Origin of the sequence: Paraburkholderia sediminicola, assembly GCF_046030555.1 — a bacterium.
Lineage (GTDB): Bacteria > Pseudomonadota > Gammaproteobacteria > Burkholderiales > Burkholderiaceae > Paraburkholderia > Paraburkholderia sediminicola_E.
This window is the reverse complement of record NZ_JAQQCH010000023.1, coordinates 23,289-45,547: the sequence shown is the minus strand read 5'-3', so window position 1 is coordinate 45,547 and position 22,259 is coordinate 23,289. Positions and strand designations below refer to the sequence as shown.

Here is a 22,259-nt window from a genome sequence, read left to right as displayed (position 1 = left end):
GAAGAACAGATGGCCCATCGCCGGTCATGCCAGCGTCAGGCTGCCGGTGCAAGCTCTACGCAGATATTTCTGAGCATGAGGAGGCAGGTATTCTTGATTTAAAAATGAAAACCCCGAGTCGAACGCCCACCCACATCCCGGCCCCCACTCCGAAAAATATTAGTGATTGGGTAGATTCATGCCATCCATATCTGAAAAAAAGGGCCACCCACTCACCAACGCTTATTGACAAGATCGCCATGGAGAAAAGATGTATCCATTGCCATGGCGACACCAAACCACTCGACCATGTTGGCATCTCCCATTTTCTTTTTTTGGGCCAAGCAACATGGTGCAACAGGAGAAACCCCAAGGAAAATAGCGCGCCCATTGCCGCTCCTACTAGTCCAATAAATGCCCTAACCGCCAGCGGAAAATGGTCAAGCGGTGACGCAAAAAGTCCTGCGATCAGAGCGCCCAACAGCACTACGATCTTGATCGCAGGCCAAATCATGAATTTATTTTCCACGAGTATTGGTCACCTCAATGCCAACTGCTGCGCAGGCAGAACCTCTAAATCCATCACTCGGAAATCCGATCGCAACGCCACTTCCCGACCCTCGATAGGGCCTTCCCCCGAATCCCGGAAGCCCTGAAGAACCGGACTGGTTGAATTCCACTCCATTGGAAACCCCAACGCTTGTGGCAAAGGGCCCCCAACTAGCGCCGGCCTCCGCAAAGCCACCGATAGTTACGGATGAACCCGTATCACCTCTGCTGGGAGGCGCGCCGTTTGGATCATAACTAACTCCCCCACCTACGCCGAAGCCACCGCGCCCTCCGACGCCCGTAATATTTGAGCCATCCCCATAGACAGTGACCTGCCCACCGACAACTACGTAGCCGCCAGCGCTGATGCTCCAGAGCCCGAAGGGGTCGTACAGCGACACGGGATTTCCATTGACGTAGGCATACGCATTCGTCTGTCCACTCGCGTAGCCAATCGGGTCTTCACTGATGAACCGTGCCGTGCTCGGGCTGTAATACCGGTTCCGGTAGTAATACAGCCCCGTCCCATCACTCTCCCGCCCCGTGTACTGCTGCGGATTCACATCCGCCGCACCGCTCTGCGTCGTCGTGCCGTACGGCTCGTACCGATATTGCGTCACGATCTGCTGGTTCGCGTCCGTCAGCGCAATCACATTGTTATTCGCATCGCGCAGGACATACCGGTCCTGACTCGCATCGTCCCCGATACGCCGGTACGTCAGTTCATCCAGCCCGCTCTCCGGATACGGCGAGAATTGACGGATACGGCGCGCGTAGTCGTTGTCGACAATCGTGAAGTTCAACTCATCGCCAATCCAGAACGACTGTGTCCGGTGACCATTGATCGTCCTGTCCCGGCGACGGCCCCAGATGTCGTAGCTGAAGCTCGCGTTCACACCGCCACTGATCTGCCCAAGCAGGTTCTGCTCGTCCCATTTGTACTGGTTCACACCATCGCTGGCCAAATTGCCGTTCAGATCATAGGCAAACGACTTGCCCGCCCAGCGCGTCAACTGGTTCGCCGCGTTGTACTGCGCGTCGTTCACCGCCTGTGGCAGGTCTACTTTCGCCATGCTCCCGGCCGCCTTCGTGCGATGGCCGCCCAGATCATAGCCGTATGTCAGGTCACCCAGCACGCTGCCATCGGCACGTTTGTACGTAATGCCAGTCAGCTGGCTGGCTGCATCCCACACGTAGTCTGCCGTGATCCCGTTGGCCAGCGTCGCCTCACTAAGCCGGCCTAGCGCGTCATAGCTGTAGCGGAACGTGCGCGGCGCTTCGTCGTTCACCCTGTACTGGATCTGCGTGACCCGGTGTTCGGCGTCGCGGCTGTAGTCCACCGTCGCGTCTTTCATCTCGATGCGCGACAGATCCCGGCTGTCAGCCGCATAGCGCAGCCACCACGGCCCCTGCTGGCCTGCCGGAATATCAATCCACTGGTTAAATTTGCCGGTGACACTATCGTAGTAAAAATTCGTACCGCCGGGGGACCGGTTTTGGCCACTATCACTGGTCCCCCGTAACCGGCCAAACTCATCCCAGCCATAGCCCAAATTCCGAACCGGCCTGGCGTTCGGATTACCGTCCGGCATGAAATAGATCGAATTTAGGTGGCCCGCCGCGTCATACCAGTACGTCCTCAACTGGCCTCTGCGGTCAGTCACTGTCGCCAATTGCCCCGCGCTGTTCCACGTGTACGTCTCGCTGTGGTCCAGCGGATCGGTCTTACTCACCGGCAGGCCGATCGCGTTGTACGTGTAGCGCGTCGTTACGCCCTTTGGATCCGCCTGACCGAGCAGGTGTCCATTGCGATCCCACGTGAAGCGGGTCACACCGTTCAGTGCATCGGTGACGTCAGTCGTGCGGTCCAGCGCGTCGAACGTGCGTTTCGTTTTATTGCCCAGCGGATCCTGCACGACCGTCACACGGCCGGCGGCATCCGTTGTGTACTGGGTGGTGCGCTTCAGTGGGTCGGTAACGCTGGTCAGATCCGCGCCGGTATACGTGAACCTGGTCACGCCCTTGAGCGCATCGGTCACCGTCAGCGGGCGGCCCTGACCATCGTTTGTGAAAGTCGTGCGGTTACCCATGCGGTCGGTGACCGTCAGCAGGTTGCCGTTCGGGTCGTACGTGTACACCGTGGCGACGCCACGCTGCGGGTCGCCCGCCTGCGCCTCGGTCAGCAATTGGCTATAACTGTCGAACGTCCGTGTAACCAGCGTGCCTGCCTGGTCAGCCTCGCTCGTGCGATTGCCGTTCGTGTCGTAGGTGTACGCGTACTGGCGATCGCCCGCAGTGAGGTTCGTCACCCGGCCCGTTGCGTCGTACGTGAAGGTCTGGACCTGCTGGATCGACTGGCCGGCCGGATACGTGTTGCGCACCACCCGTCCGTTTGCGTCGAATTCAACGCGCCGGATGCTGTCGCGCCGGTCTGTCACTGCGGTTTGCGTGACCTTGCCGTTAGCAACCGTGTAGGCGAAGCCGAACGTGCTGTCATCCGCGAGTTTCTGGAAAATAACGCGGTCGTTGTCGTCGTAGGTATTGGTGACCTGAACGTTACCTTCCGGATCCGTGACCGTCACCAGCCGTGATTTGCTGTCCCAGCCGTATTTCCATACGCCGCCGCCGGCGTCAGTCACCTGCGTCAGACGGTCCTGGCTGTCGTAGGTGTAGTTGACCTGGCGGTTCAGCGGATCGCTGACGCGGGAAATCAGCGGCGTGCCGCGTGTGCCCACGATTGCGGTGAATGTCAGCACGCGCCCGTTCGGACCGGTGATGCTGGTGATCGCACCGGTTTTGCTATTGCGCGCGATCGACACCGTATTGCCGTTGCGATCCTTCACGCTGCTCAGCCGGTAGGTCCCGGCCGCCATCGTGAAGCGCTGCACCCGTCCATCGCGCAGTGTCAATACCTTCGCGCTGCCGCTGTTGCTGAGGGTGGCCTTGAAGTAATCGCCCGGGCTCGTCAGGTTGTCCCAGATCGTGGTGGTGTTGGCTCGCGCCGTGAACGGGATGCGGATGCCGCTCGGCAGGTACAGCTCGACGAGTGGTCTCAAGCCGTTAGAATCGGCGGCGCTGAACGTCAGGTACTGGTCGTAGTTGAACGTCGCGCCGATGCCAAAGGCACCGGCCATCGGTCTGCCCGACGTGTCGTAGGCGCTGCTGCGGTACACACGTGCCAGATCCAGCGCGATCGTGTCGGCTACATGGAGGTCGTGGCTGACCAGATGGAACTGGCCCGTGTACAACCTGACCGGATCACCGCCCGAGGTGCTGCTGCCGCAACCCGCGGAGGCGTCTCCTCCCGAGCATCCGCCCGCGTCGCCGGGTTGCCCGTCCGTCCCGTCGCCATCGAGGGCGGCGGCTTCGTCGGGCGACGGCGGTTCATCCGTGGTGCCGTTGGAGGGGCCGCTACAGTAGGTGGCGATGACAGCCGGGTCCGCGCAGTTATAGCTGCCCATACCGAAACTGGCGGTAGACGCCTGTATCGGGCACAGCGGATCGGAGGGATACGCGCCGACCGCGATGTACAGCGAAGGACAGTCGGTTTCGGCATGCGCATGCGGCGCGGCAAACCACGACATCAACACGAACAAAAACAGCACGAACGGGCGCAACAGCGCGCGACGCACCACAAGAGCATCAATGGATCGCATAAGAATCTCGAGAAACCGGAAAGGGATCGATCGCCGCGAGCGCCTAGCGCACCCTGGTCTGGGCTGAGGCAGGCGAGGGTGGCCGCGAATCTTCAGTGGCACGGAAAGAACCTCCACTACTCGCCGGCACCGCCGCAGCCGCCCCCTGTCGCCTGATCGCCGTGATATTACCCGCCGCATCGTAGTCGTAATACGCGCTAGCACCCGCGACCGCCACCGAGGTGAGCTGCCCTAATGCGTCATATCCGTAGGTGATGTCTTCGGCACGAACGGCAGAAGAAAGCATCACCAGGCAGGCTGCAATACAACAAGCACTAATCGGCCTGACACCAGCGGTGCGTGCTGCAAATGAACCCGAGAGTTGAATCATCGATGTCGCCTCAAAGACTCTTATGCTTTATGAGTGGCCTGCGGAGAATATGGGATTTCCAATCGAATAACAATCAGTCAATTTTTTGATTAACGTAGGAAATCAATGCCCCCAACGTAGGAAAATATTCTCGCATGACGGGCATTTACAAGATCCAACTACGGAAAAACGTGCCCCTGCAAAATCAAGGAGCACGTACATGAAAGAATCGGGTTTTACTGATTCGAAGCGATCCGCTGCTGAATATGCTGTGCGCGTGCCGGCGAAGACGGATGCGAACTCAACATACTCGACTTACCGCCGTCCAGTTGCGAGAGCTTGTTGAACGCCGTCACTAATCCCGACGGATCGAGATTCTTCTTTTTCTGCAAGTCGAACGAATAATCGTCCGCAGCACTTTCCTGGGTTTGCGAGAACTGCGCGTTAATCAGCTTCTCGGAGAAATCGCCGAGCTGCGAGCCGGACAACGACCCCGCCACACCACCCGCCGACGATGCCACCGAGCGCGCCGCCGAAGTCGCGTACGCGACCTGCATCGCCTTCTTCGTATGGCCGAGTGCAACGTGGCCCATCTCATGACCGACCACGCCGCGCACTTCGTTGTCGTTCATCATGTCCATCAGCCCGCTATAGACGCGCACGCAGCCATTTGCCATCGCCCATGCATTCACATCTTTGGTGACGTACACCTTGTAGTTCACCGGCACGCCGTTGATGTTATTGCCCAGTTGCGCGGCGATCTTGTTCAGGCGTTTCTGGTACTTGCTGTTCGCGGCGGCAATCTGATTTTCGCTATCCAGCTGCGCGCACGACTTGTCGGTCAGCGCGCGCACGTCAGCGTCGCTTAATGTGGCGGCCTGAGCGGCCTGCTGGCCGGACTGGATCAAAGCGGTCGGATTAACGTTGCTGATGTTCGAACACGCAGCAAACAATGCGCAGGCGGAAGCGGCAATGACAAAGCGGTACGGTTTCATGGTGGAAGTCTCTTTTGCGGATGTTATTAATATCGACGGCGCCGTTAATGCACCGCCATTCGCAATGGCCGCATATCACCGGAGAAAAACTCCATGTATGTCGATTGCATAAACCATTGCACCACGCGGCAGACAAAAAAATGCGCCTGACGAGCAGGCGCATTTTTACCACAAACGTAAGCTTATATTCAGGCTTCTGGAAGCTTCAATGACATCATTTTGCAATCTGGCGAAAATTGCAGGCGGCGTGATCCAGACAACCGCACCGCCAGGCAGCCGCGAACACTTCGCTCAATTCGCCGGCGCCGTGTCAATAAACGACTGACGCAGCGACAACTTCTGGAAATGCTTATCCAGATTCGGATACCCTTCGCGCCAGTTCAACTCAGGCATGCGGAAATCGAGGTAGCCCAGCGCGCAACCCACTGCAATGTCCGCGAGCGTGTAGTGATTGCCCGTGCACCACGGCTTGCTGCCCAAGCCCTGCGACATCGCGATCAGACCTTCGTCGATCTTGCGTTGCTGCCGCGCGACCCATGCGTCCACGCGCTGCTCTGGCGTGCGCTGGGTGCTTTCGAGGCGAATCAGCACCGCGGCGTCAAGGATGCCGTCAGCGAGCGCTTCCCAGCAGCGCACTTCGACGCGCTCGCGGCCTGACGGCGGAATCAGCTTGCCAACTGGCGACAGCGTATCGACGTATTCGCAGATCACCCGCGAGTCGAACACCGCTTCACCGTCTTCCATCACGAGGCACGGCACCTTGCCGAGCGGATTGAAGGTGTGAATCGTGGTCTCGGGCGCCCAGACGTTCTCGGGCACGAGTTCGTAGTCGATCTTCTTGTCGGCCAGAACGATCCGCGCTTTGCGCACGAACGGGCTGGCGAGCGAACCGATGAGTTTCATCATTACCATCTGCCTTTTCTTGAATTCGGCGAAAGTATAAGTGGTCGGCGGCATTCCCGAGCACAGCGCAGTCGCTTCGCAAGCCGCATGGATGCTCGCTGTGGATGGATTGCAACATTGCCGCGACGCTCGCGCGCCGTCTACCCGGCCGAATGGCTAATGTGGTTGAAGCGACGACCTTCCCCCGCCAGTATCCGCGCAAAATAAGTCTCCGCATTGGGCGCTACAATCGTGAGATGAACCAGCCGACCGAACCCACCATCGCCATCGACGTCTACCGCACGCGCCGCGAGCGCGTACTCGCCGCGCTGCGCGCAGCGGGCGGGGGCGTCGCCATCGTCCCCACCGCGCCGGAAAAGGTACGCAACCGGGACGCCGACTACCCCTACCGGCACGATAGCTATTTCTACTATCTGACCGGCTTCACCGAGCCCGAGGCGTTGCTGGTGCTCGACGCCAGCGCAGCATCTGGCGAGCCGGCTTCGATCCTGTTCTGTCGCGAGAAGAATGTCGAGCGCGAAACGTGGGAAGGTTTCCGTTTCGGGCCGGACGGCGCGCGCGAGGCGTTCGGCTTCGACGCCGCCTTCGCCGTGAGGGAAGTCGATACGCAACTGCCGCGCATTCTGGCTGACAAACCGTCGCTGCACTACGCGCTCGGCACGTCGGCGGAACTGGACGAACAGGTGCGCGGCTGGCTCGACGCTGTGCGCGCACAAAGCCGCGGCGGCGTCGCCGCCCCCACCGTCGCGCATGACCTGATCCCGCTGCTCGACGACATGCGGCTCGTCAAAGATGCCCACGAACTCGCCATCATGCGCCGCGCCGGACAGATTTCCGCGCAAGCGCACCGCCGCGCCATGGCGGCCTGCCACCCCGGCGTGCGTGAGTACGAACTCGAGGCCGAACTGCTCTACATGTTCCGCAAGTTCGGCGCGCAGGCGCCGGCTTACACGTCGATCGTCGCTGCAGGCGCCAACGCCTGCGTGCTGCACTATCCGGCCGGCAACGCGATTGCCCAGGACGGCGATCTGATCCTGATCGACGCCGCCTGCGAACTCGACGGCTACGCATCCGACATCACCCGCACCTTTCCGGCAAGCGCCCGCTTTACGCCGGCGCAGCGCGAGCTGTACGACATCGTGCTGGCCGCCCAGCAGGCTGCCGTCGAGGCCACCCGCGTCGGCGCCACCTTCGACGATCCGCATCAGGCCGCCGTGCGCGTGCTGTCGCAAGGGCTGCTCGACACCGGCATCATCGATCGCACGAAGTTCGCCTCGGTTGACGACGCGATCGCCGAGCGCGCCTATGCGCCGTTCTATATGCACCGTACCGGCCACTGGATCGGCATGGACGTGCACGATGTCGGCGACTACCGCGAACGCAGCGCGCCGCGCGACGAAGCGGGCGCGCTGCCGTGGCGCACGCTGCAGGTGGGGATGACGCTGACCATCGAGCCCGGTCTGTATATCCGTCCGGCCGAAGGCGTGCCCGAACGCTACTGGAACATCGGCATCCGCATCGAGGACGACGCGATCGTCACGCCGGCCGGTTGTGAACTGATCACACGCGACGTCCCGGTGGCGGCCGACGAGATCGAGACGCTGATGCAGCAAGCCCGCGCGGCCCAGGAAGCTGGACAGTGACCCAGAGTCGACCCAGAAGCAATCCAGGCAGTAACCCGAGGAAGTGCCCGCAATGAACGACGTTTCCCAGTCGACGGTGATTCTGAAACCCGCCGCGTCCGACCATCCGTTCGATTTCGACGTGACGATCGTCGGCGCCGGGCCGGTCGGGCTGGCGCTTGCCGGCTGGCTGGCGCGCCGCAGCGCGACGCAGGCGCTGAAGATCGCGCTGATCGACGCGCGCGAGCCGGAAGATTCGATTGCCGATCCGCGCGCGATCGCCGTGTCGCATGGCAGCCGGATGATTCTCGAACCGCTGAGCTGGCCCGCCGACGCTACCGCGATCCAGCGCATCCACGTGTCGCAGCGCGGCCATTTCGGCCGCACGCTGATCGACCACAGCGAGCATGGCTTGCCGGCGCTCGGCTACGTACTGCGTTATGGCTCGATCGTGCATGGTCTCGCCGAGACGGTGCATGCGACGTCCGTACACTGGTTCCGCTCCACTTCCGCGGCGGCGCCGACTCAGGACCTCGACGGCGTCACACTGCCGATCGAAACCGCCGGTGTCACACGCAATCTGCGCACGCGAATTCTGGTGAATGCGGAAGGCAGCCTGTTCGGCGACCAGAAAACCGCCAGGGGCGTAGGTCATACTGATGGCGGCGGTACGCGCGATTACGGGCAAACCGCGCTGGTCGGCACGGTCAGCGTGTCGGCGCCGAAACCGCATGTGGCGTGGGAGCGCTTCACGTCGCAAGGGCCGATCGCGCTGCTGCCGATGGGCGGCGTGCGCGGCGCGAATTACGCGCTGGTCTGGTGCTGTGCACCCGACGAAGCAGCGCGACGCGCACAGCTCCCGGACGACGATTTCCTGCGCGAACTCGGCGCCGCGTTCGGCAGCCGCATGGGCAGTTTTACGCAAATAAAAGGACGCGCGTCGTTCCCGCTGGGACTCAACGCGGTCGATACGCTCGTGAAGGGCCATGTCGTCGCAATCGGCAATGCGGCGCAGACGCTGCATCCGGTCGCGGGCCAAGGTCTGAATCTCGGTCTGCGCGACGCGCACGCGCTCGCCGATGCCTTGTCGGTGGAAGGCCCCACCCCGCTCGCACTGGCGACGTTCGCACAACGCCGCGCGCTCGACCGGCGCCTGACGATCGGCGCGACCGATACGCTGGCACGTCTTTTCACTGTCGACTTCCCGCCGCTCGCCACCTTGCGCGGCCTCGCCCTCACTGCGCTCGAATTCGTGCCGCCGGTGAAAACCGCACTGGCGCGGCAAATGATGTTCGGTCAACGCCGCTGAGCGCGCCGCCTGGTCGCGGCCCACAGCCTCTGCACGCTTTTTAGGCACCGCAATCCGGCCCATATGCGAGGCCGCGCGAGCGGTGCCGGCTCTATGAACCGGACCACTTTCATAGAAGATTTAATGAGTTACGACAGATGCAAGTCAGGTGCCGGCTATCTGTTAACGCTAAAATAGCGGTTTTCCCTCGCATTTCGCGAATGCTCCGATTGACAGAATCTGAAAAGAAACTGAAGCAATCGGTCACAGGCGCGTCCAAGTCATGCCCACTCTCGGCTCCCACAATCTGCGCAATAACCTGTTCGTCGCCCCCATGGCCGGCGTGACCGACCGGCCGTTCCGGCAGTTGTGCAAACGGCTGGGCGCGGGCTATGCGGTGTCGGAAATGGTCGCCTCGAACGCGCAGTTGTGGAAAAGCGAAAAGACCATGCGCCGTGCCAACCACACCGGCGAGGTCGAGCCGATCGCCGTGCAGATCGCCGGTGCCGATCCGGCCATGATGGCCGAAGCGGCACGTTACAACGTGGCGAACGGCGCGCAGATCATCGACATCAACATGGGCTGTCCGGCCAAGAAGGTGTGCAACGTGGCCGCGGGTTCGGCCTTGCTGCAGAACGAACCGCTGGTTCAGCGCATCGTCGAGGCGGTGGTAGGCGCGGTGGGCATCGGGCCGGATGCCGTGCCCGTCACGCTGAAGATCCGCACCGGCTGGGACCGCGACAACAAGAACGCACTCTCCGTCGCGCGTCTGGCAGAGGCCGCCGGCATTTCGATGCTGACCGTGCATGGCCGCACGCGCGCCGACCTGTATCACGGCGACGCCGAATACGAGACCATCGCCGCCGTCAAAGCGGCGGTGCGCATTCCGGTGGTCGCCAATGGCGACATAACGTCGCCGCAAAAAGCCCGCGAAGTGCTCGCCGCCACCGGCGCCGATGCCATCATGATCGGCCGCGCCGCGCAGGGGCGTCCGTGGCTGTTCCGCGAGATCGAGCATTTCCTGCAAACGGGCGAGTTGTTGCCGCCGCCGCGCATCGACGAAATCCAGCAGGTCATGAACGAGCATCTCGAAGATCACTACGCGTTCTACGGCGAATTTACGGGCGTACGCACAGCGCGTAAGCATATCGGCTGGTACACTCGCGGCCTTTCTGGCGCCAACGTGTTCCGGCACCGCATGAATACGCTGGACACCACGCGCGAACAACTCCTCGCCGTCAACGAGTTCTTCGACGCCCAAAAGGCGATCTCCGACCGCCTCGTCTACGTCGACGAGACGCTCACCAAGAACGACGGCGAGCCGGACCATACCGACCGACTAGCAGCATGAGCAAGAACAATATCGAACAATCTGTCCGCGACAGTCTGGGGATGTATTTCCAGGATCTCGACGGCTCCAATCCGCATGACGTCTACGACATGGTCATTTCATGCGTAGAAAAACCATTGCTCGAAGTGGTGCTCGAGCAGGCCGGCGGCAACCAGTCGCTGGCCGCCGAGTATCTCGGCATCAACCGCAATACGCTGCGCAAGAAACTGCAACAGCACGGCCTCTTGTAGCTCGTTGTAGCTTGTTTTAGTTTCTTTTGCGCCCTGCCACGTTTCCCTTCGGCTTTTCGTCTTCATCATGATCAAGCAAGCGCTCATCTCCGTTTCCGATAAGTCCGGCATCGTCGACTTCGCCAAGTCGCTGTCGGACCTCGGCGTCAAGATCCTGTCGACCGGCGGCACCGCGAAACTCCTCGCGGACGCGGGTCTGCCCGTCACCGAAGTCGCCGACTACACGGGCTTCCCGGAAATGCTGGACGGGCGCGTGAAAACGCTGCATCCGAAGGTGCACGGCGGCATTCTCGCGCGCCGCGACCTGCCGGAACACATGGCAGCGCTTGAAAAGCACGACATCCCGACGATCGACCTGCTGGTCGTGAATCTGTATCCGTTCGTGCAGACCGTGTCGAAAGAAGAGTGCTCGCTGGAAGACGCGATCGAGAACATCGACATTGGCGGCCCGACCATGCTGCGCTCGGCCGCGAAGAATCATCGCGACGTGACGGTGGTGGTCGATCCGGCGGATTACGCAGTCGTGCTCGACGAAATGCGCGCGAACAGCAACGCGGTTTCGTACAAGACGAACTTCCGCCTCGCCACCAAGGTATTCGCGCACACCGCCCAGTACGACGGCGCGATCACGAACTACCTGACGAGCCTGACCGACGAGCTGCAACATTCGTCGCGCAATGCTTACCCGGCTACGTTCAACCTGGCGTTCACCAAGGTGCAGGACCTGCGCTACGGCGAAAACCCGCATCAAAGCGCCGCGTTTTACCGCGACCTGGCGGTGCAGCCGGGCGCACTGGCGAACTACAGCCAGTTGCAGGGCAAGGAACTGTCGTACAACAACATCGCCGATTCCGATGCTGCGTGGGAATGCGTGAAGACGTTCGACGTGCCGGCCTGCGTGATCGTCAAGCACGCGAATCCATGCGGCGTGGCCGTCGGCGCGGACGCGAACGAAGCGTATGCGAAGGCGTTCCAGACCGATCCGACCTCGGCGTTCGGCGGCATCATCGCGTTCAACCGTGAAGTCGACGAAACGGCGGCGCAAGCGGTGGCCAAGCAGTTTGTCGAAGTGCTGATCGCACCATCGTTCAGCGCGGCGGCTCGCCAGGTGTTCGCGGCCAAGCAGAACGTGCGTCTCCTGGAAATCGCTTTGGGCGCAGGCCATAACGCGTTCGATCTGAAGCGCGTTGGCGGCGGCCTGCTGGTGCAATCGCTCGATTCGAAGAACGTGCAACCGCACGAATTGCGCGTGGTCACGAAGCGTCACCCGACGCCGAAGGAAATGGACGATCTGCTGTTCGCGTGGCGCGTCGCCAAGTACGTGAAGTCGAACGCGATCGTGTTCTGCGGCAACGGCATGACGCTCGGCGTCGGCGCGGGCCAGATGAGCCGCGTGGACTCGGCGCGTATTGCGAGCATCAAGGCGCAAAACGCCGGTTTGACGCTGACCGGTTCGGCCGTCGCCTCGGATGCGTTCTTCCCGTTCCGTGACGGCCTGGATGTGGTGGTCGCGGCAGGCGCGACCTGCGTGATTCAACCGGGCGGCTCGATGCGTGATGATGAAGTAGTCGGCGCAGCGGACGAGCACAATATCGCGATGGTGTTGACCGGGGTGCGTCACTTCCGGCATTGATTTCGGCTTCGCGGACACCGCCTGATTCTTTGCGATGCGGTCGTCGCTAACGTAGCCGGAGCGAAACGGCTCGGTGGATTTTCCGCCCGGCCGTTTTTCTTTTGGCGGTGTTTGGGTGGGGGCGCCAGGTCGGTCGTGTGGTGCGGTCGTGTGGTGCGGTCGTGTGGTGCGGTCGTGTGGTGCGGTCGTGTTGTGCGGTTGGCAGGCGTGTTGGTTGGCGGTTGGCTGCTCTTTGACCGCTCCCGGCCGCTCTTCTTGGCTGCGCCTTTCAGACCACCGCCTCAGGCCGACGTCTCCCTGCGGCACTGGTTTAGTCGTCCGGGTCCTTTCTCGCGTAGCCTCCGCTCACGTCTGCGTGCTGGCTAATGTAGGTGCTAAGCCCCCGCCCTTGCTGCGCCAGACGCTTGAGCATACCGACGTGCTTCGCGCCGACGCTCGCCTCCGTGTACCAATACACGACGCCCGATCTGAAGCGGACCGCGACGAAGTCGTCGCCGATTTCGTACGCGTCGACGCCTGAGTCGCCGCTGAGATTCCGATAGTGCTCCATGTGCGCCCCCCTCTCAACGCATGCAGCAGCAGTTTTTATTCCGCCGGCATCGCTGTACACCAACCGCCACTCGGCGCGTTCGTTGTAGTATCGCAAGCACTAAGTTTTCCCCGCATGCGCGGCACCTCATGAGAATTCTCGGCATCGACCCCGGCTTGCGCGTGACCGGTTTTGGCGTAATCGATCAAACCGGACACACGCTCAGCTACGTCGCAAGCGGCGTGATCAAAACCGCCGACGCCGATCTGCCGTCGCGTCTTGGCACCATTTTCGAAGGCATTTCGACGTTGATCCGCCAGCATTCGCCGGACCAGTCGGCGATCGAAAAGGTGTTCGTCAACGTCAACCCGCAATCCACCCTGCTGCTCGGCCAGGCGCGCGGCGCGGCGATCTGTGGACTGGTGGCGGGCGGCGTGCCGGTCGCGGAATATACGGCGCTGCAGTTGAAGCAGGCTGTGGTCGGTTACGGCCGCGCAACCAAGGAGCAGATGCAGCAGATGGTGGTGCGGCTCCTCAACCTCTCCGGCGTACCGGGCACCGACGCCGCTGACGCCCTTGGTATGGCGATCTGCCACGCGCACAGCGGCTCGACGCTTAGTACGCTCGGCGGCATTGCGCCTTCGCTGGCGAAGAAGGGTTTGCGCGTCAGACGTGGACGCTTGGTGGGGTAGGCACTCAGTTCCGACTCGCCAGCGCCAACCGGCAAGCTAGCCCGGTGAACACTGTCCCCAGCAGATACTGCGGCACCCGCGACGGCCGGCGCCCCGCCGACAGCTTACGGCTCAACTTGCTCGCCATCAGAATCACCGCGCCGTTCACGCACAACCCGATGAGATTCAGCACCGTAGCCAACACCATAATCTGCAACGCCACCGAACCCGCTTCGGGCCGTACGAATTGCGGAAACAGCGCGAGCACGAACAGCGCGACTTTGGGATTCAGCAAATTAGTGAAGAGACCCTGCCGGAAAATACGGCCGACCGGATAACGGTTCATCGACGCATTCGGCGATAGCACCGTGCCTTGCGTGCGGAACGTCTTCCAGGCGAGATACAGCAGGTAGGCGGCGCCGGCAAAACGCACGACGTCATAGGCCATCGGTACGGCCAGAAACAGCTGCGACAGACCGAAAGCGGCGGCCAGTGCATGACAGTAAGTGCCGACCAGAATCCCCGCCAACGAGGCGAAACCTGCAGGACGTCCTTGGCTCACGCTGCGCGAAGCGATCAGCAACATGTCGGGGCCGGGCGCGGCGGTCAACGCGAGACACGCACCGGCAAACAGCGCGAGAGTGGTGAGGCTCAGCATGGAAGCTCCTTCTGGGTTGTGCCGGGCGAGAACCCGCCAAAAGGGATCTCAGTCTAGGGGGCCGCAACGCACAGGTCAACCGCGATTGGGCGTAGTGCGCCGCGACCGCGATTGGGCGTAGTGCGCCGCGACTATTGCGCGCCTTCTCGCTGCCGCGCCTCCAGGTCCGCGCGCGCTCAGCGGCTCCGATCCGGGCTCGCCGCTCCCCAACGCTCTTTTGCATATCACCGCCGCCCACTCGCTGCGCTACACTCGCCCTTTCTCTCAAGATTGAATCCGCCATGATCGGTCGCATTGCCGGCGTTCTGCTGGAAAAAAACCCGCCGCATCTGCTCGTTGACTGCAACGGCGTCGGCTACGAAGTCGACGTGCCGATGAGCACGTTCTACAACCTGCCGTCGACCGGCGAACGCGTCGTGCTGCTCACGCAAATGATCGTGCGCGAAGACGCACATCTGCTTTACGGCTTCGGCTCCGCCGAGGAACGCTCGACCTTCCGTGAACTGCTGAAGATCACGGGCATCGGCGCGCGCATGGCGCTCGCCGTGCTCTCCGGCATGAGCGTGCATGAACTGGCGCAGACCGTCACGATGCAGGACGCAGCGCGCCTCACACGCGTGCCTGGCATCGGTAAGAAGACGGCTGAGCGGCTGCTCCTTGAACTGAAGGGCAAGATCGGCGCCGACCTGGGCGCGATGGCCGGCGCGGCGTCGGCATCCGACCACGCCTCCGACATCCTGAACGCACTGATCGCATTGGGATACTCCGAAAAAGAAGCGTTGGCGGCCGTCAAGAACGTGCCGGCGGGCACCGGCGTTTCCGAGGGCATCAAGCTCGCGCTGAAGGCGCTCTCCAAGGGCTGAAGTTAAGGCGGGCGCGCGCGGTACAATGAACGCATGATCGAAACCGACAAACTCGCCCCCGAGCGCATCATTGCGGCCACGCCCGTCTCGCCGAACGAAGAAGCGTTCGAGCGCGCGTTGCGCCCGCGCCAGCTCGAAGAATATGTCGGGCAGGAAAAAATACGCGGTCAGCTGGAAATCTTCATTGAGGCCGCCAGGCGCCGTTCCGAATCGCTCGACCACGTCTTGCTGTTCGGGCCGCCAGGTCTCGGCAAGACCACGCTCGCGCACATCATCGCGCGGGAAATGGGGGTCAATCTGCGGCAAACCTCCGGTCCGGTGCTCGAGCGCGCCGGCGACCTCGCCGCGTTGCTCACCAATCTCGAAGCCAACGACGTCCTGTTCATCGACGAAATCCACCGGCTCTCGCCGGTCGTCGAAGAAATTCTCTATCCGGCGTTGGAGGACTATCAGATCGATATCATGATCGGCGAGGGACCCGCTGCACGCAGCGTGAAGCTGGATCTGCAGCCGTTCACGCTGGTCGGCGCGACCACGCGCGCGGGCATGCTGACCAATCCGCTGCGCGATCGCTTCGGGATCGTCGCGCGACTCGAGTTTTATAACGCCGAAGAACTGGCGCGCATCGTCACGCGTTCAGCGTCGTTGCTGCATGCGCAGATCCACCCGGATGGCGCCTTCGAAATCGCCAAGCGCGCGCGCGGCACGCCACGGATCGCGAACCGGCTGTTGCGCCGTGTGCGCGATTTCGCCGAGGTAAAAGCAGACGGCAACATCACCGCGGAAGTGGCCGACGCCGCGCTCAAAATGCTCGACGTGGACGCGGTCGGCTTCGACCTGATGGACCGCAAACTGCTCGAAGCGATTCTGCATAAATTCGACGGCGGTCCGGTCGGCGTCGACAATCTGGCCGCGGCAATCGGCGAAGAACGCGACACGATTGAAGACGTACTCGAACCGTATCTGATCCAGCAGGGCTTCCTGCAGCGCACGCCGCGCGGCCGCGTCGCCACGCTGCTCACGTACCGACATTTCGGTCTCGCCGCGCCAGACGCTTCGAGCCCCATAGCCGGCATTTGGGATTCCGCCACACCCTGAGCGCTCAGCGTCCCGGTTCCGGCGCCCTCTTGAAGGTATCGTCCGCGCTCGGCGCGTCGAGATGCGACACGTCCGCCCAAGACACGATCGTCGCTTTGCTGGCGTCGTCGGCATAATCGACCACGTTGACGCTCGTGTTCAGCAACGCGTAGTCACGCGGCGCATCGAGCGACAATCCGCAGGCGAACCGCCGCACGCAGTCCAGCACGCCACCATGGGCGACGACAGCGATCCGCCCGCCCCGATGCGCGGCGACGATCGGCTCGATTGCATGCAGCACGCGATGGTAGAGGGTGCGCTGCGATTCACCTTCGGGGGGCGCAAAGCCCGCATCGCGGGTCTGCCAGTGCGCGTATTCATCCGGGAAACGGACGGCGATCTCGTCGCTGTCATGCCCCTGGAACGCGCCGTATGAGCGCTCGCGCAAACCTTCACGCAGTTGCAACGGCAAGCCGAGCGCGTCGGCGATCGGCTGCGCGGTTTGCTGTGCGCGTAGCAGATCGCTCGAATAAATGGCGTCAAGCCGCGCGCCCTCTTTCACCTCACTTGCGATGCGGCGTGCAAGGCGTTGCGCCTGCTCAAGGCCGGTCGTCGCGAGCGGAATATCGATGTGACCTTGAATGCGCTTGATGCGGTTCCAGTCGGTCTCGCCGTGGCGAATGAATAGAATCTGCGTGGTCATGGAATGAGAGCGAGCGCCGGTAGCGGGTTATGCCGAGCCGCTATTGTCGCAAAAAGCGGCTGGAGGAGTAGATACATGCCGCCGCTTGCACCCGCAACGGCAGTTGAATCTCAAGCGTTCGTCTGCAGCCAGAACGTGACTGGCCCGTCATTGACGAGCGACACCTGCATATCGGCGCCGAACTCGCCTGTTTCGACGGTTGGGTGCTTTGCACGGGCTGCCGAGACGAAGTAATCGAACAGCCGCTTGCCCTCATCGGGCGGTGCGGCGGGCGTAAAGCTCGGACGCAGGCCGCTGTTGGTGTCAGCGGCCAACGTGAACTGCGAAACGAGCAGCAAACCGCCCGCGCGCCCGGCACCGTCGAGATTCTGCACGGAGAGATTCATCTTGCCGGCCGCATCGCTGAAGACGCGGTAGCCGAGCACCTTGGCGAGCAGCCGGTCGGCTGCGGCCTCTGTGTCACCACGTTCTGCGCACACGAGTGCGAGCAGGCCCGCCTCGATCGCGCCGGTCACACGATCGCCCACGCGCACTTCCGCGCGCCGCACGCGCTGAATCAGCGCGATCATCGTCTCGACTCAAAATGGAACGCATGAATCATCATCGCGTTATCGCTGAGCCATCAAGCCGTCAGCGTGACGCGCGCAAAACGACGCTTGCCGACTTGCACAACGTACTCGCCGGCCTCAACCTTCAAGCCCTTGTCGGACACGGTCGCACCATCGATCTTCACGCCACCTTGCTCGATATTGCGCGAGGCCTCGCTGGTCGACGGCACGAGGTTGGCCTGCTTGAGCAACTGGCCGATTGCGAGCGGTGCGCCCGCGAGCGTCACGGCCGGGATATCGTCCGGCACGCCGCCCTTCGCGCGATGATTGAAGTCTTCGAGCGCGCGCTCGGCATCGGCTTGCGAGTGAAAGCGCGCGACGATTTCCTGGCCGAGCATCACCTTGAAATCGCGCGGATTGCGGCCCGCTTCGATCTCTTTTTTGAAGCCGGCGATCTCGTCCATCGGACGGAACGACAGCAGTTCGAAGTAACGCCACATCAGCACATCGGAAATGCTCATCAGCTTGCCGAACATGTCCGTCGGCTTTTCGCTGATGCCGATGTAGTTGTTCTTCGACTTCGACATTTTCTCGACGCCGTCCAAGCCTTCGAGCAACGGCATCGTCAAGATGCACTGCTGTTCCTGACCGTATTGCTTCTGCAGTTCACGACCCACCAGCAGGTTGAACTTCTGGTCTGTGCCGCCGAGCTCGAGGTCGGCATTCAGCGCGACCGAGTCGTAGCCTTGCATCAGCGGGTACAGCAATTCGTGGATCGAGATGGGCACGCCGCCCTGGAAACGCTTGGTGAAGTCTTCGCGTTCGAGAATACGCGCCACCGTGTAGCGCGATGCGAGCTTGATCATGCCGTCGGCGCCGAGCGGCATCGACCATTCGCTGTTGTAGCGAATTTCGGTCTTGTCGCGGTCGAGCACGAGCGCGGCCTGTTCGAAGTACGTCTTCGCGTTGGATTCGATCTGCTCGCGCGTAAGCGGCGGGCGCGTGGCGTTGCGCCCCGACGGATCGCCAATCAGCGAGGTGAAGTCGCCGATCAGGAAAATCACCGTGTGACCGAGATCCTGCAATTGGCGCATCTTGTTCAACACAACCGTATGGCCGATGTGGATGTCAGGCGCGGTCGGATCGAGACCGAGCTTGATGCGCAGTGGCTTACCGGTCGCCGCGCTCTTCGCGAGCTTTTGCGCGAATTCGTCTTCGATCAGCAGTTCGTCGACGCCGCGTTTAGTGACGGCGAGTGCGTGACGGACTTCGTCGGTGATCGGGAAGGCGGGGCTGGGCTTGGTGGACTCGGTGCTCATGCTGGAAACTTGAAGTCGCGAAAAAAGGAGATTGTCCCATAGATGCGCGCCGCCGCGCCCACTGAGTCAGGCACAAGCGCCCACCGGCATGCGATTTTGCGCCGCCGGGCCGCACCATTGGCACCGTGACGCTTTATGTTCGGCCGCGCTTGAGTCGATAATCTGCTAAAACAGGTCGCAACGAATCATCGAGAGGAGCAGCAACGTGGCGCAAGACCCCGCAGATGGCGTGTATTTTGGATTGATGTCCGGCACGAGCATGGACGGCGTGGACGGTATTGCCGTCAGATTCGCGAAAGGAAAACCGCCAGTGGTGCTGGCCGAGGCGTTTGTCGGCTTCGCGGCAGGCTTGCGCGAGGCATTATTCGCGCTTCAACAGCCGGGGGACAACGAGATCGAACGCGAAGCGCTGGCTGCCAATGCGCTCGCCACGCGCTACACGGTGTGCTGCCACGAATTGCTGCAAGGCAGCCGCGTGCCAGCCTCGGAGGTCCGCGCGATCGGCGTGCATGGCCAGACGGTGCGGCATCGGCCGGAAAAGGGGTACACGCGGCAGATCAACAATCCTGCGCTGCTCGCGGAAATGATGAACATCGACGTGGTCGCCGACTTCCGCAGCCGCGACGTCGCGGCCGGCGGCCAGGGCGCACCGCTCGTGCCCGCATTTCACGCCACCGTCTTCGGTGCGAAAGACGAAACGCGGGTGGTCTGCAATCTTGGCGGCATCAGCAACATCACGATCCTCAATGCGACCGGCGGCGTACGCGGTTTCGACTGCGGGCCGGCGAATGCGCTGCTCGACGAATGGGCGCAGCGCCATCTCGGCAAGCCTTTTGACGAGAACGGCCATTTCGCCGCGGGTGGACAGGTCGATCGCACGTTGCTGAACGCCCTGCTCGACGAGCCCTTTTTCTCGCAACAACCGCCGAAAAGCACCGGTCGCGACTTGTTCAACCCGCAATGGATGGATGCAAAGCTCCAGCCGTTCCCCGCGCTCGCCCCCGCCGACGTGCAAGCCACACTAGTCGCGCTAACCGCGGTAACAGTTGCTCGCGAAATCGAGCGGCATGCGTCGGACGCCAAAGCGGTCTATGTGTGTGGCGGTGGTGCGCGCAATCCGGAGATTCTGAAAGCGCTGCAACAGGCGCTGGAGGACAGCGGCGTAAGCGGCGTGCCGGTAATGACAACCGACGCGCTCGGCGTACCGCCGAGCCAGGTTGAGCCGCTGGCGTTCGCATGGCTGGCGATGCGCTGCGTGGCGCGGCTGCCGGGCAATTTGCCGGCAGTCACTGGTGCTGCTGGCGAGCGCGTGCTGGGGGCGATCTACCCACGTTAATCGACGAGCCGGGGTTTTAGCTCAGGCAATAAAAAACGGGGCCAAAGCCCCGTTTTCTTTTACAACCTGTCGCCTAACCGGCCAGCAATCAAACCGAGAACGACGAGCCGCAACCACACGTGGTTTGAGCATTCGGGTTCTTGATGACGAACTGCGCGCCGTTGATGTCGTCCTTATAGTCGATCTCTGCGCCGACCAGATACTGGTAGCTCATCGAATCGATCAGCAGCTGGACGCCGCTCTTGTTCATGACGGTGTCGTCTTCGTTGACGGCTTCGTCGAACGTAAAACCGTACTGAAAGCCCGAGCAACCGCCGCCCTGCACGAAAACGCGCAGTTTGAGGTCCGCATTGCCTTCTTCTTCGATCAGTTGCTTGACCTTGTCAGCCGCTGCGTCGGTAAAAACGAAAGGGGCGGGCATCTCGGTCACGGGTGTATCGGTGACTGCGTTCATTCGAACTCTCCAAAAAGCTTCTAACCGCTATTGTAGGGCTGATCTCGATATCGTGCCGAAGCCCACAAAATCAATGGGTTCTTCCGCAAAATCAATGGATGGCCCTCATCCCGCCACCGGCCTGCCTGAGCGGGCCAAATCGCCGCCCCGGCAACAAAGCCGTCACTGCAAAGCTAGGCCGCGAACAAATAAAAAAGCCGCCGTCGCGAAAGCGTTGGCGGCTTTTGCAGCGTTCCAGCCCGAAAGCCGGATCGCACACGAAGCGATTAACGCTTCGAGAATTGCTTCCTGCGACGTGCCTTGTGGAAGCCGACCTTCTTACGTTCGACTTCACGAGCGTCACGCGTAACGAAGCCAGCCTTCGACAGTTCCGGCTTCAGCGTTGCGTCATAGTCCATCAGCGCGCGGGTAATGCCGTGGCGAACCGCACCGGCTTGACCCGTTTCACCGCCACCCGACACGTTGACCTTGATGTCGAACGTGACGCCGTGGTTCGTGAGTTCCAGCGGCTGACGCACGATCATCAGCGACGTTTCGCGCGAGAAGTACTCAGCGATGGGCTTACCGTTCACAACGATATCGCCCTTGCCTGCCTTGATGAACACACGTGCAGTGGCGCTCTTGCGGCGGCCCGTGCCGTAATTCCAGTTACCGATCATGTGGGCTCCCCTTAGATCTCGAGCGCTTTCGGCTGTTGTGCCGAATGCGGATGCGTTGCTTCAGCGTAGACCTTCAGCTTCTTGATCATCGCGTAGCCGAGCGGGCCCTTCGGCAGCATGCCCTTGACCGCTTTCTCGAGCGCACGGCCCGGGAAGCGTTCTTGCATCTTGCCGAACGTCGTTTCATAAATACCGCCCGGGTAACCCGAGTGACGGTAGTACTTCTTGTCAGTAGCCTTGTTACCCGTGACGCGCAACTTGCCGGCGTTGATAACGATGATGAAATCACCGGTGTCGACGTGCGGAGTGAATTCAGGCTTGTGCTTGCCGCGAAGACGGTGTGCCACTTCGCTGGCGACACGCCCGAGAACCTTATCCGTCGCGTCAATCACGTACCATTCACGCGTAACCTCATGGGCTTTTGCGGAAAACGTCTTCATGATCGATCCAAAAAAAATGCTGCGCCCAATGTGTTTTTTCCTGCTTGTAGTGTGCGCATCGAGGCGCGTGCAGGCTCTCCCTGGTTCTTCCTCCGCGGGCGCGGATGCGGAAAAGCTCTGAATTATAAAGGAATTTGTCACGCCGAGTCAAAGCCTGCGGGGGGTTTGGGCGAGAAATCGGGCGATCCGGTCGCCAGATACAGCCATTTGCCCTTCCCACTAGCCCTGAAACCGGCGTCGGCGAGATCAAAAGTGCGAGCGAAAAAAAACCCGAACTAGTGGTTCGGGTTTAATCCACCAAAGGAGGAGGTGGAGGAGACAGCGGAGGTTGCAGAACTGCTGCAACCGATGGAATCGATTATATGAGGCAGCCTTGTGCGACGCAAGAACATTTGCATTGTGAAATACGATTTTACAATGTGACAGATGCGCCCGCAGGCGGCAAAA

General features: G+C 61.6%; 21 protein-coding genes. 9 read left to right on the top strand and 12 right to left on the bottom strand.

Features of this window, described 5'->3' with window-relative positions:
- Nucleotides 1–55: 55 nt before the first annotated feature.
- From PQQ52_RS27105 to PQQ52_RS27090, 4 genes are all read right to left on the bottom strand, one after another.
- Entirely contained in the window at nucleotides 56–508 is a 453-nt protein-coding gene (locus PQQ52_RS27105; RefSeq protein ID WP_408204096.1) for a hypothetical protein, read from the bottom strand.
- The gene (locus PQQ52_RS27100) at nucleotides 498–4,184 is read right to left on the bottom strand and encodes an RHS repeat-associated core domain-containing protein (protein ID WP_408218237.1); all 3,687 of its coding nucleotides are present in this window, start codon (nucleotides 4,182–4,184) and stop codon (nucleotides 498–500) included. Before PQQ52_RS27100 ends, PQQ52_RS27105 begins: the two co-directional genes overlap by 11 nt.
- A gap of 585 nt (nucleotides 4,185–4,769) precedes the next feature.
- Nucleotides 4,770–5,528: a metalloprotease LoiP gene (gene loiP, locus PQQ52_RS27095; protein ID WP_408218234.1), complete on the bottom strand. Its 759-nt coding sequence runs from the start codon at nucleotides 5,526–5,528 to the stop codon at nucleotides 4,770–4,772.
- 291 nt (nucleotides 5,529–5,819) lie between these two features.
- Complete coding sequence (locus PQQ52_RS27090; protein WP_408218231.1) at nucleotides 5,820–6,434, bottom strand: glutathione S-transferase C-terminal domain-containing protein; 615 nt, start codon at nucleotides 6,432–6,434, stop codon at nucleotides 5,820–5,822.
- 233 nt (nucleotides 6,435–6,667) lie between these two features.
- Here PQQ52_RS27090 and PQQ52_RS27085 point away from each other — a divergent pair, with 233 nt between their 5' ends.
- From PQQ52_RS27085 to purH, 5 genes are all read left to right on the top strand, one after another.
- Complete coding sequence (locus tag PQQ52_RS27085) at nucleotides 6,668–8,074, top strand: aminopeptidase P N-terminal domain-containing protein (protein WP_408218228.1); 1,407 nt, start codon at nucleotides 6,668–6,670, stop codon at nucleotides 8,072–8,074.
- A gap of 52 nt (nucleotides 8,075–8,126) precedes the next feature.
- The gene (locus PQQ52_RS27080) at nucleotides 8,127–9,362 is read left to right on the top strand and encodes a UbiH/UbiF/VisC/COQ6 family ubiquinone biosynthesis hydroxylase (RefSeq protein ID WP_408218225.1); all 1,236 of its coding nucleotides are present in this window, start codon (nucleotides 8,127–8,129) and stop codon (nucleotides 9,360–9,362) included.
- Nucleotides 9,363–9,624: 262 nt separating this feature from the next.
- The gene (dusB, locus tag PQQ52_RS27075; RefSeq protein ID WP_408218222.1) at nucleotides 9,625–10,692 is read left to right on the top strand and encodes a tRNA dihydrouridine synthase DusB; all 1,068 of its coding nucleotides are present in this window, start codon (nucleotides 9,625–9,627) and stop codon (nucleotides 10,690–10,692) included.
- Nucleotides 10,689–10,922 (top strand): Fis family transcriptional regulator, encoded by a 234-nt coding sequence (locus PQQ52_RS27070; RefSeq protein WP_007180440.1) that lies wholly within the window; start codon nucleotides 10,689–10,691, stop codon nucleotides 10,920–10,922. Before dusB ends, PQQ52_RS27070 begins: the two co-directional genes overlap by 4 nt.
- A 67-nt stretch (nucleotides 10,923–10,989) precedes the next feature.
- Nucleotides 10,990–12,555 carry a bifunctional phosphoribosylaminoimidazolecarboxamide formyltransferase/IMP cyclohydrolase gene (purH, locus tag PQQ52_RS27065; protein ID WP_408218219.1) on the top strand — a complete coding sequence of 522 codons (1,566 nt, stop codon included), beginning with the start codon at nucleotides 10,990–10,992 and terminating at the stop codon, nucleotides 12,553–12,555.
- A gap of 310 nt (nucleotides 12,556–12,865) precedes the next feature.
- On the opposite strand, the gene PQQ52_RS27060 is transcribed toward purH, so the two are convergent.
- Nucleotides 12,866–13,105 carry a hypothetical protein gene (locus PQQ52_RS27060; RefSeq protein ID WP_408218216.1) on the bottom strand — a complete coding sequence of 80 codons (240 nt, stop codon included), beginning with the start codon at nucleotides 13,103–13,105 and terminating at the stop codon, nucleotides 12,866–12,868.
- Nucleotides 13,106–13,233: 128 nt separating this feature from the next.
- On the opposite strand from PQQ52_RS27060, the gene ruvC reads away from it, so the two are divergent.
- The gene (ruvC, locus tag PQQ52_RS27055; RefSeq protein ID WP_408218213.1) at nucleotides 13,234–13,776 is read left to right on the top strand and encodes a crossover junction endodeoxyribonuclease RuvC; all 543 of its coding nucleotides are present in this window, start codon (nucleotides 13,234–13,236) and stop codon (nucleotides 13,774–13,776) included.
- A 4-nt stretch (nucleotides 13,777–13,780) separates the two neighbouring features.
- Here the strand turns inward: ruvC and PQQ52_RS27050 are convergent, their stop codons facing one another.
- A complete protein-coding gene (locus PQQ52_RS27050; protein WP_408218211.1) occupies nucleotides 13,781–14,413 on the bottom strand; it encodes a LysE family translocator in 633 nt (210 codons plus the stop codon).
- 281 nt (nucleotides 14,414–14,694) lie between these two features.
- On the opposite strand from PQQ52_RS27050, the gene ruvA reads away from it, so the two are divergent.
- Both ruvA and ruvB read left to right on the top strand, forming a co-directional pair.
- Complete coding sequence (gene ruvA, locus PQQ52_RS27045) at nucleotides 14,695–15,276, top strand: Holliday junction branch migration protein RuvA (RefSeq protein ID WP_325047805.1); 582 nt, start codon at nucleotides 14,695–14,697, stop codon at nucleotides 15,274–15,276.
- Nucleotides 15,277–15,309: 33 nt separating this feature from the next.
- Nucleotides 15,310–16,374: a Holliday junction branch migration DNA helicase RuvB gene (gene ruvB / locus PQQ52_RS27040; protein ID WP_408218208.1), complete on the top strand. Its 1,065-nt coding sequence runs from the start codon at nucleotides 15,310–15,312 to the stop codon at nucleotides 16,372–16,374.
- A gap of 4 nt (nucleotides 16,375–16,378) precedes the next feature.
- Here the strand turns inward: ruvB and PQQ52_RS27035 are convergent, their stop codons facing one another.
- From PQQ52_RS27035 to tyrS, 3 genes are all read right to left on the bottom strand, one after another.
- Nucleotides 16,379–17,056: a histidine phosphatase family protein gene (locus PQQ52_RS27035; protein WP_408218205.1), complete on the bottom strand. Its 678-nt coding sequence runs from the start codon at nucleotides 17,054–17,056 to the stop codon at nucleotides 16,379–16,381.
- Between the two features lie 110 nt (nucleotides 17,057–17,166).
- Entirely contained in the window at nucleotides 17,167–17,625 is a 459-nt protein-coding gene (gene dtd, locus PQQ52_RS27030; RefSeq protein ID WP_408218202.1) for a D-aminoacyl-tRNA deacylase, read from the bottom strand.
- Between the two features lie 53 nt (nucleotides 17,626–17,678).
- Nucleotides 17,679–18,923 carry a tyrosine--tRNA ligase gene (tyrS, locus tag PQQ52_RS27025; protein ID WP_408218199.1) on the bottom strand — a complete coding sequence of 415 codons (1,245 nt, stop codon included), beginning with the start codon at nucleotides 18,921–18,923 and terminating at the stop codon, nucleotides 17,679–17,681.
- A gap of 205 nt (nucleotides 18,924–19,128) precedes the next feature.
- On the opposite strand from tyrS, the gene PQQ52_RS27020 reads away from it, so the two are divergent.
- The gene (locus tag PQQ52_RS27020) at nucleotides 19,129–20,259 is read left to right on the top strand and encodes an anhydro-N-acetylmuramic acid kinase (RefSeq protein ID WP_408218196.1); all 1,131 of its coding nucleotides are present in this window, start codon (nucleotides 19,129–19,131) and stop codon (nucleotides 20,257–20,259) included.
- A gap of 88 nt (nucleotides 20,260–20,347) precedes the next feature.
- Here PQQ52_RS27020 and erpA read toward each other — a convergent pair whose 3' ends face one another.
- The 3 genes from erpA to rplM all read right to left on the bottom strand — a co-directional run bounded on the left by erpA (nucleotide 20,348) and on the right by rplM (nucleotide 21,812).
- Nucleotides 20,348–20,713: an iron-sulfur cluster insertion protein ErpA gene (erpA, locus tag PQQ52_RS27015; RefSeq protein ID WP_054034493.1), complete on the bottom strand. Its 366-nt coding sequence runs from the start codon at nucleotides 20,711–20,713 to the stop codon at nucleotides 20,348–20,350.
- A gap of 266 nt (nucleotides 20,714–20,979) precedes the next feature.
- The gene (rpsI, locus tag PQQ52_RS27010; RefSeq protein ID WP_074302436.1) at nucleotides 20,980–21,372 is read right to left on the bottom strand and encodes a 30S ribosomal protein S9; all 393 of its coding nucleotides are present in this window, start codon (nucleotides 21,370–21,372) and stop codon (nucleotides 20,980–20,982) included.
- Between the two features lie 11 nt (nucleotides 21,373–21,383).
- Nucleotides 21,384–21,812, bottom strand: a complete 429-nt coding sequence (gene rplM / locus PQQ52_RS27005) for a 50S ribosomal protein L13 (RefSeq protein ID WP_007180422.1) — start codon at nucleotides 21,810–21,812, stop codon at nucleotides 21,384–21,386.
- Nucleotides 21,813–22,259: the final 447 nt, after the last annotated feature.

Bases quoted from the DNA above. Each gene is read 5' to 3' on its own strand.
- PQQ52_RS27100 (WP_408218237.1), bottom strand. From the start codon at position 4,184: ATGCGATCCATTGATGCTCTTGTGGTGCGTCGCGCGCTGTTGCGCCCG.
- loiP (WP_408218234.1), bottom strand. From the start codon at position 5,528: ATGAAACCGTACCGCTTTGTCATTGCCGCTTCCGCCTGCGCATTGTTT.
- PQQ52_RS27090 (WP_408218231.1), bottom strand. From the start codon at position 6,434: ATGATGAAACTCATCGGTTCGCTCGCCAGCCCGTTCGTGCGCAAAGCG.
- PQQ52_RS27085 (WP_408218228.1), top strand. From the start codon at position 6,668: ATGAACCAGCCGACCGAACCCACCATCGCCATCGACGTCTACCGCACG.
- PQQ52_RS27080 (WP_408218225.1), top strand. From the start codon at position 8,127: ATGAACGACGTTTCCCAGTCGACGGTGATTCTGAAACCCGCCGCGTCC.
- dusB (WP_408218222.1), top strand. From the start codon at position 9,625: ATGCCCACTCTCGGCTCCCACAATCTGCGCAATAACCTGTTCGTCGCC.
- PQQ52_RS27070 (WP_007180440.1), top strand. From the start codon at position 10,689: ATGAGCAAGAACAATATCGAACAATCTGTCCGCGACAGTCTGGGGATG.
- purH (WP_408218219.1), top strand. From the start codon at position 10,990: ATGATCAAGCAAGCGCTCATCTCCGTTTCCGATAAGTCCGGCATCGTC.
- PQQ52_RS27060 (WP_408218216.1), bottom strand. From the start codon at position 13,105: ATGGAGCACTATCGGAATCTCAGCGGCGACTCAGGCGTCGACGCGTAC.
- ruvC (WP_408218213.1), top strand. From the start codon at position 13,234: ATGAGAATTCTCGGCATCGACCCCGGCTTGCGCGTGACCGGTTTTGGC.
- PQQ52_RS27050 (WP_408218211.1), bottom strand. From the start codon at position 14,413: ATGCTGAGCCTCACCACTCTCGCGCTGTTTGCCGGTGCGTGTCTCGCG.
- ruvA (WP_325047805.1), top strand. From the start codon at position 14,695: ATGATCGGTCGCATTGCCGGCGTTCTGCTGGAAAAAAACCCGCCGCAT.
- ruvB (WP_408218208.1), top strand. From the start codon at position 15,310: ATGATCGAAACCGACAAACTCGCCCCCGAGCGCATCATTGCGGCCACG.
- PQQ52_RS27035 (WP_408218205.1), bottom strand. From the start codon at position 17,056: ATGACCACGCAGATTCTATTCATTCGCCACGGCGAGACCGACTGGAAC.
- dtd (WP_408218202.1), bottom strand. From the start codon at position 17,625: ATGATCGCGCTGATTCAGCGCGTGCGGCGCGCGGAAGTGCGCGTGGGC.
- tyrS (WP_408218199.1), bottom strand. From the start codon at position 18,923: ATGAGCACCGAGTCCACCAAGCCCAGCCCCGCCTTCCCGATCACCGAC.
- erpA (WP_054034493.1), bottom strand. From the start codon at position 20,713: ATGAACGCAGTCACCGATACACCCGTGACCGAGATGCCCGCCCCTTTC.
- rpsI (WP_074302436.1), bottom strand. From the start codon at position 21,372: ATGATCGGTAACTGGAATTACGGCACGGGCCGCCGCAAGAGCGCCACT.
- rplM (WP_007180422.1), bottom strand. From the start codon at position 21,812: ATGAAGACGTTTTCCGCAAAAGCCCATGAGGTTACGCGTGAATGGTAC.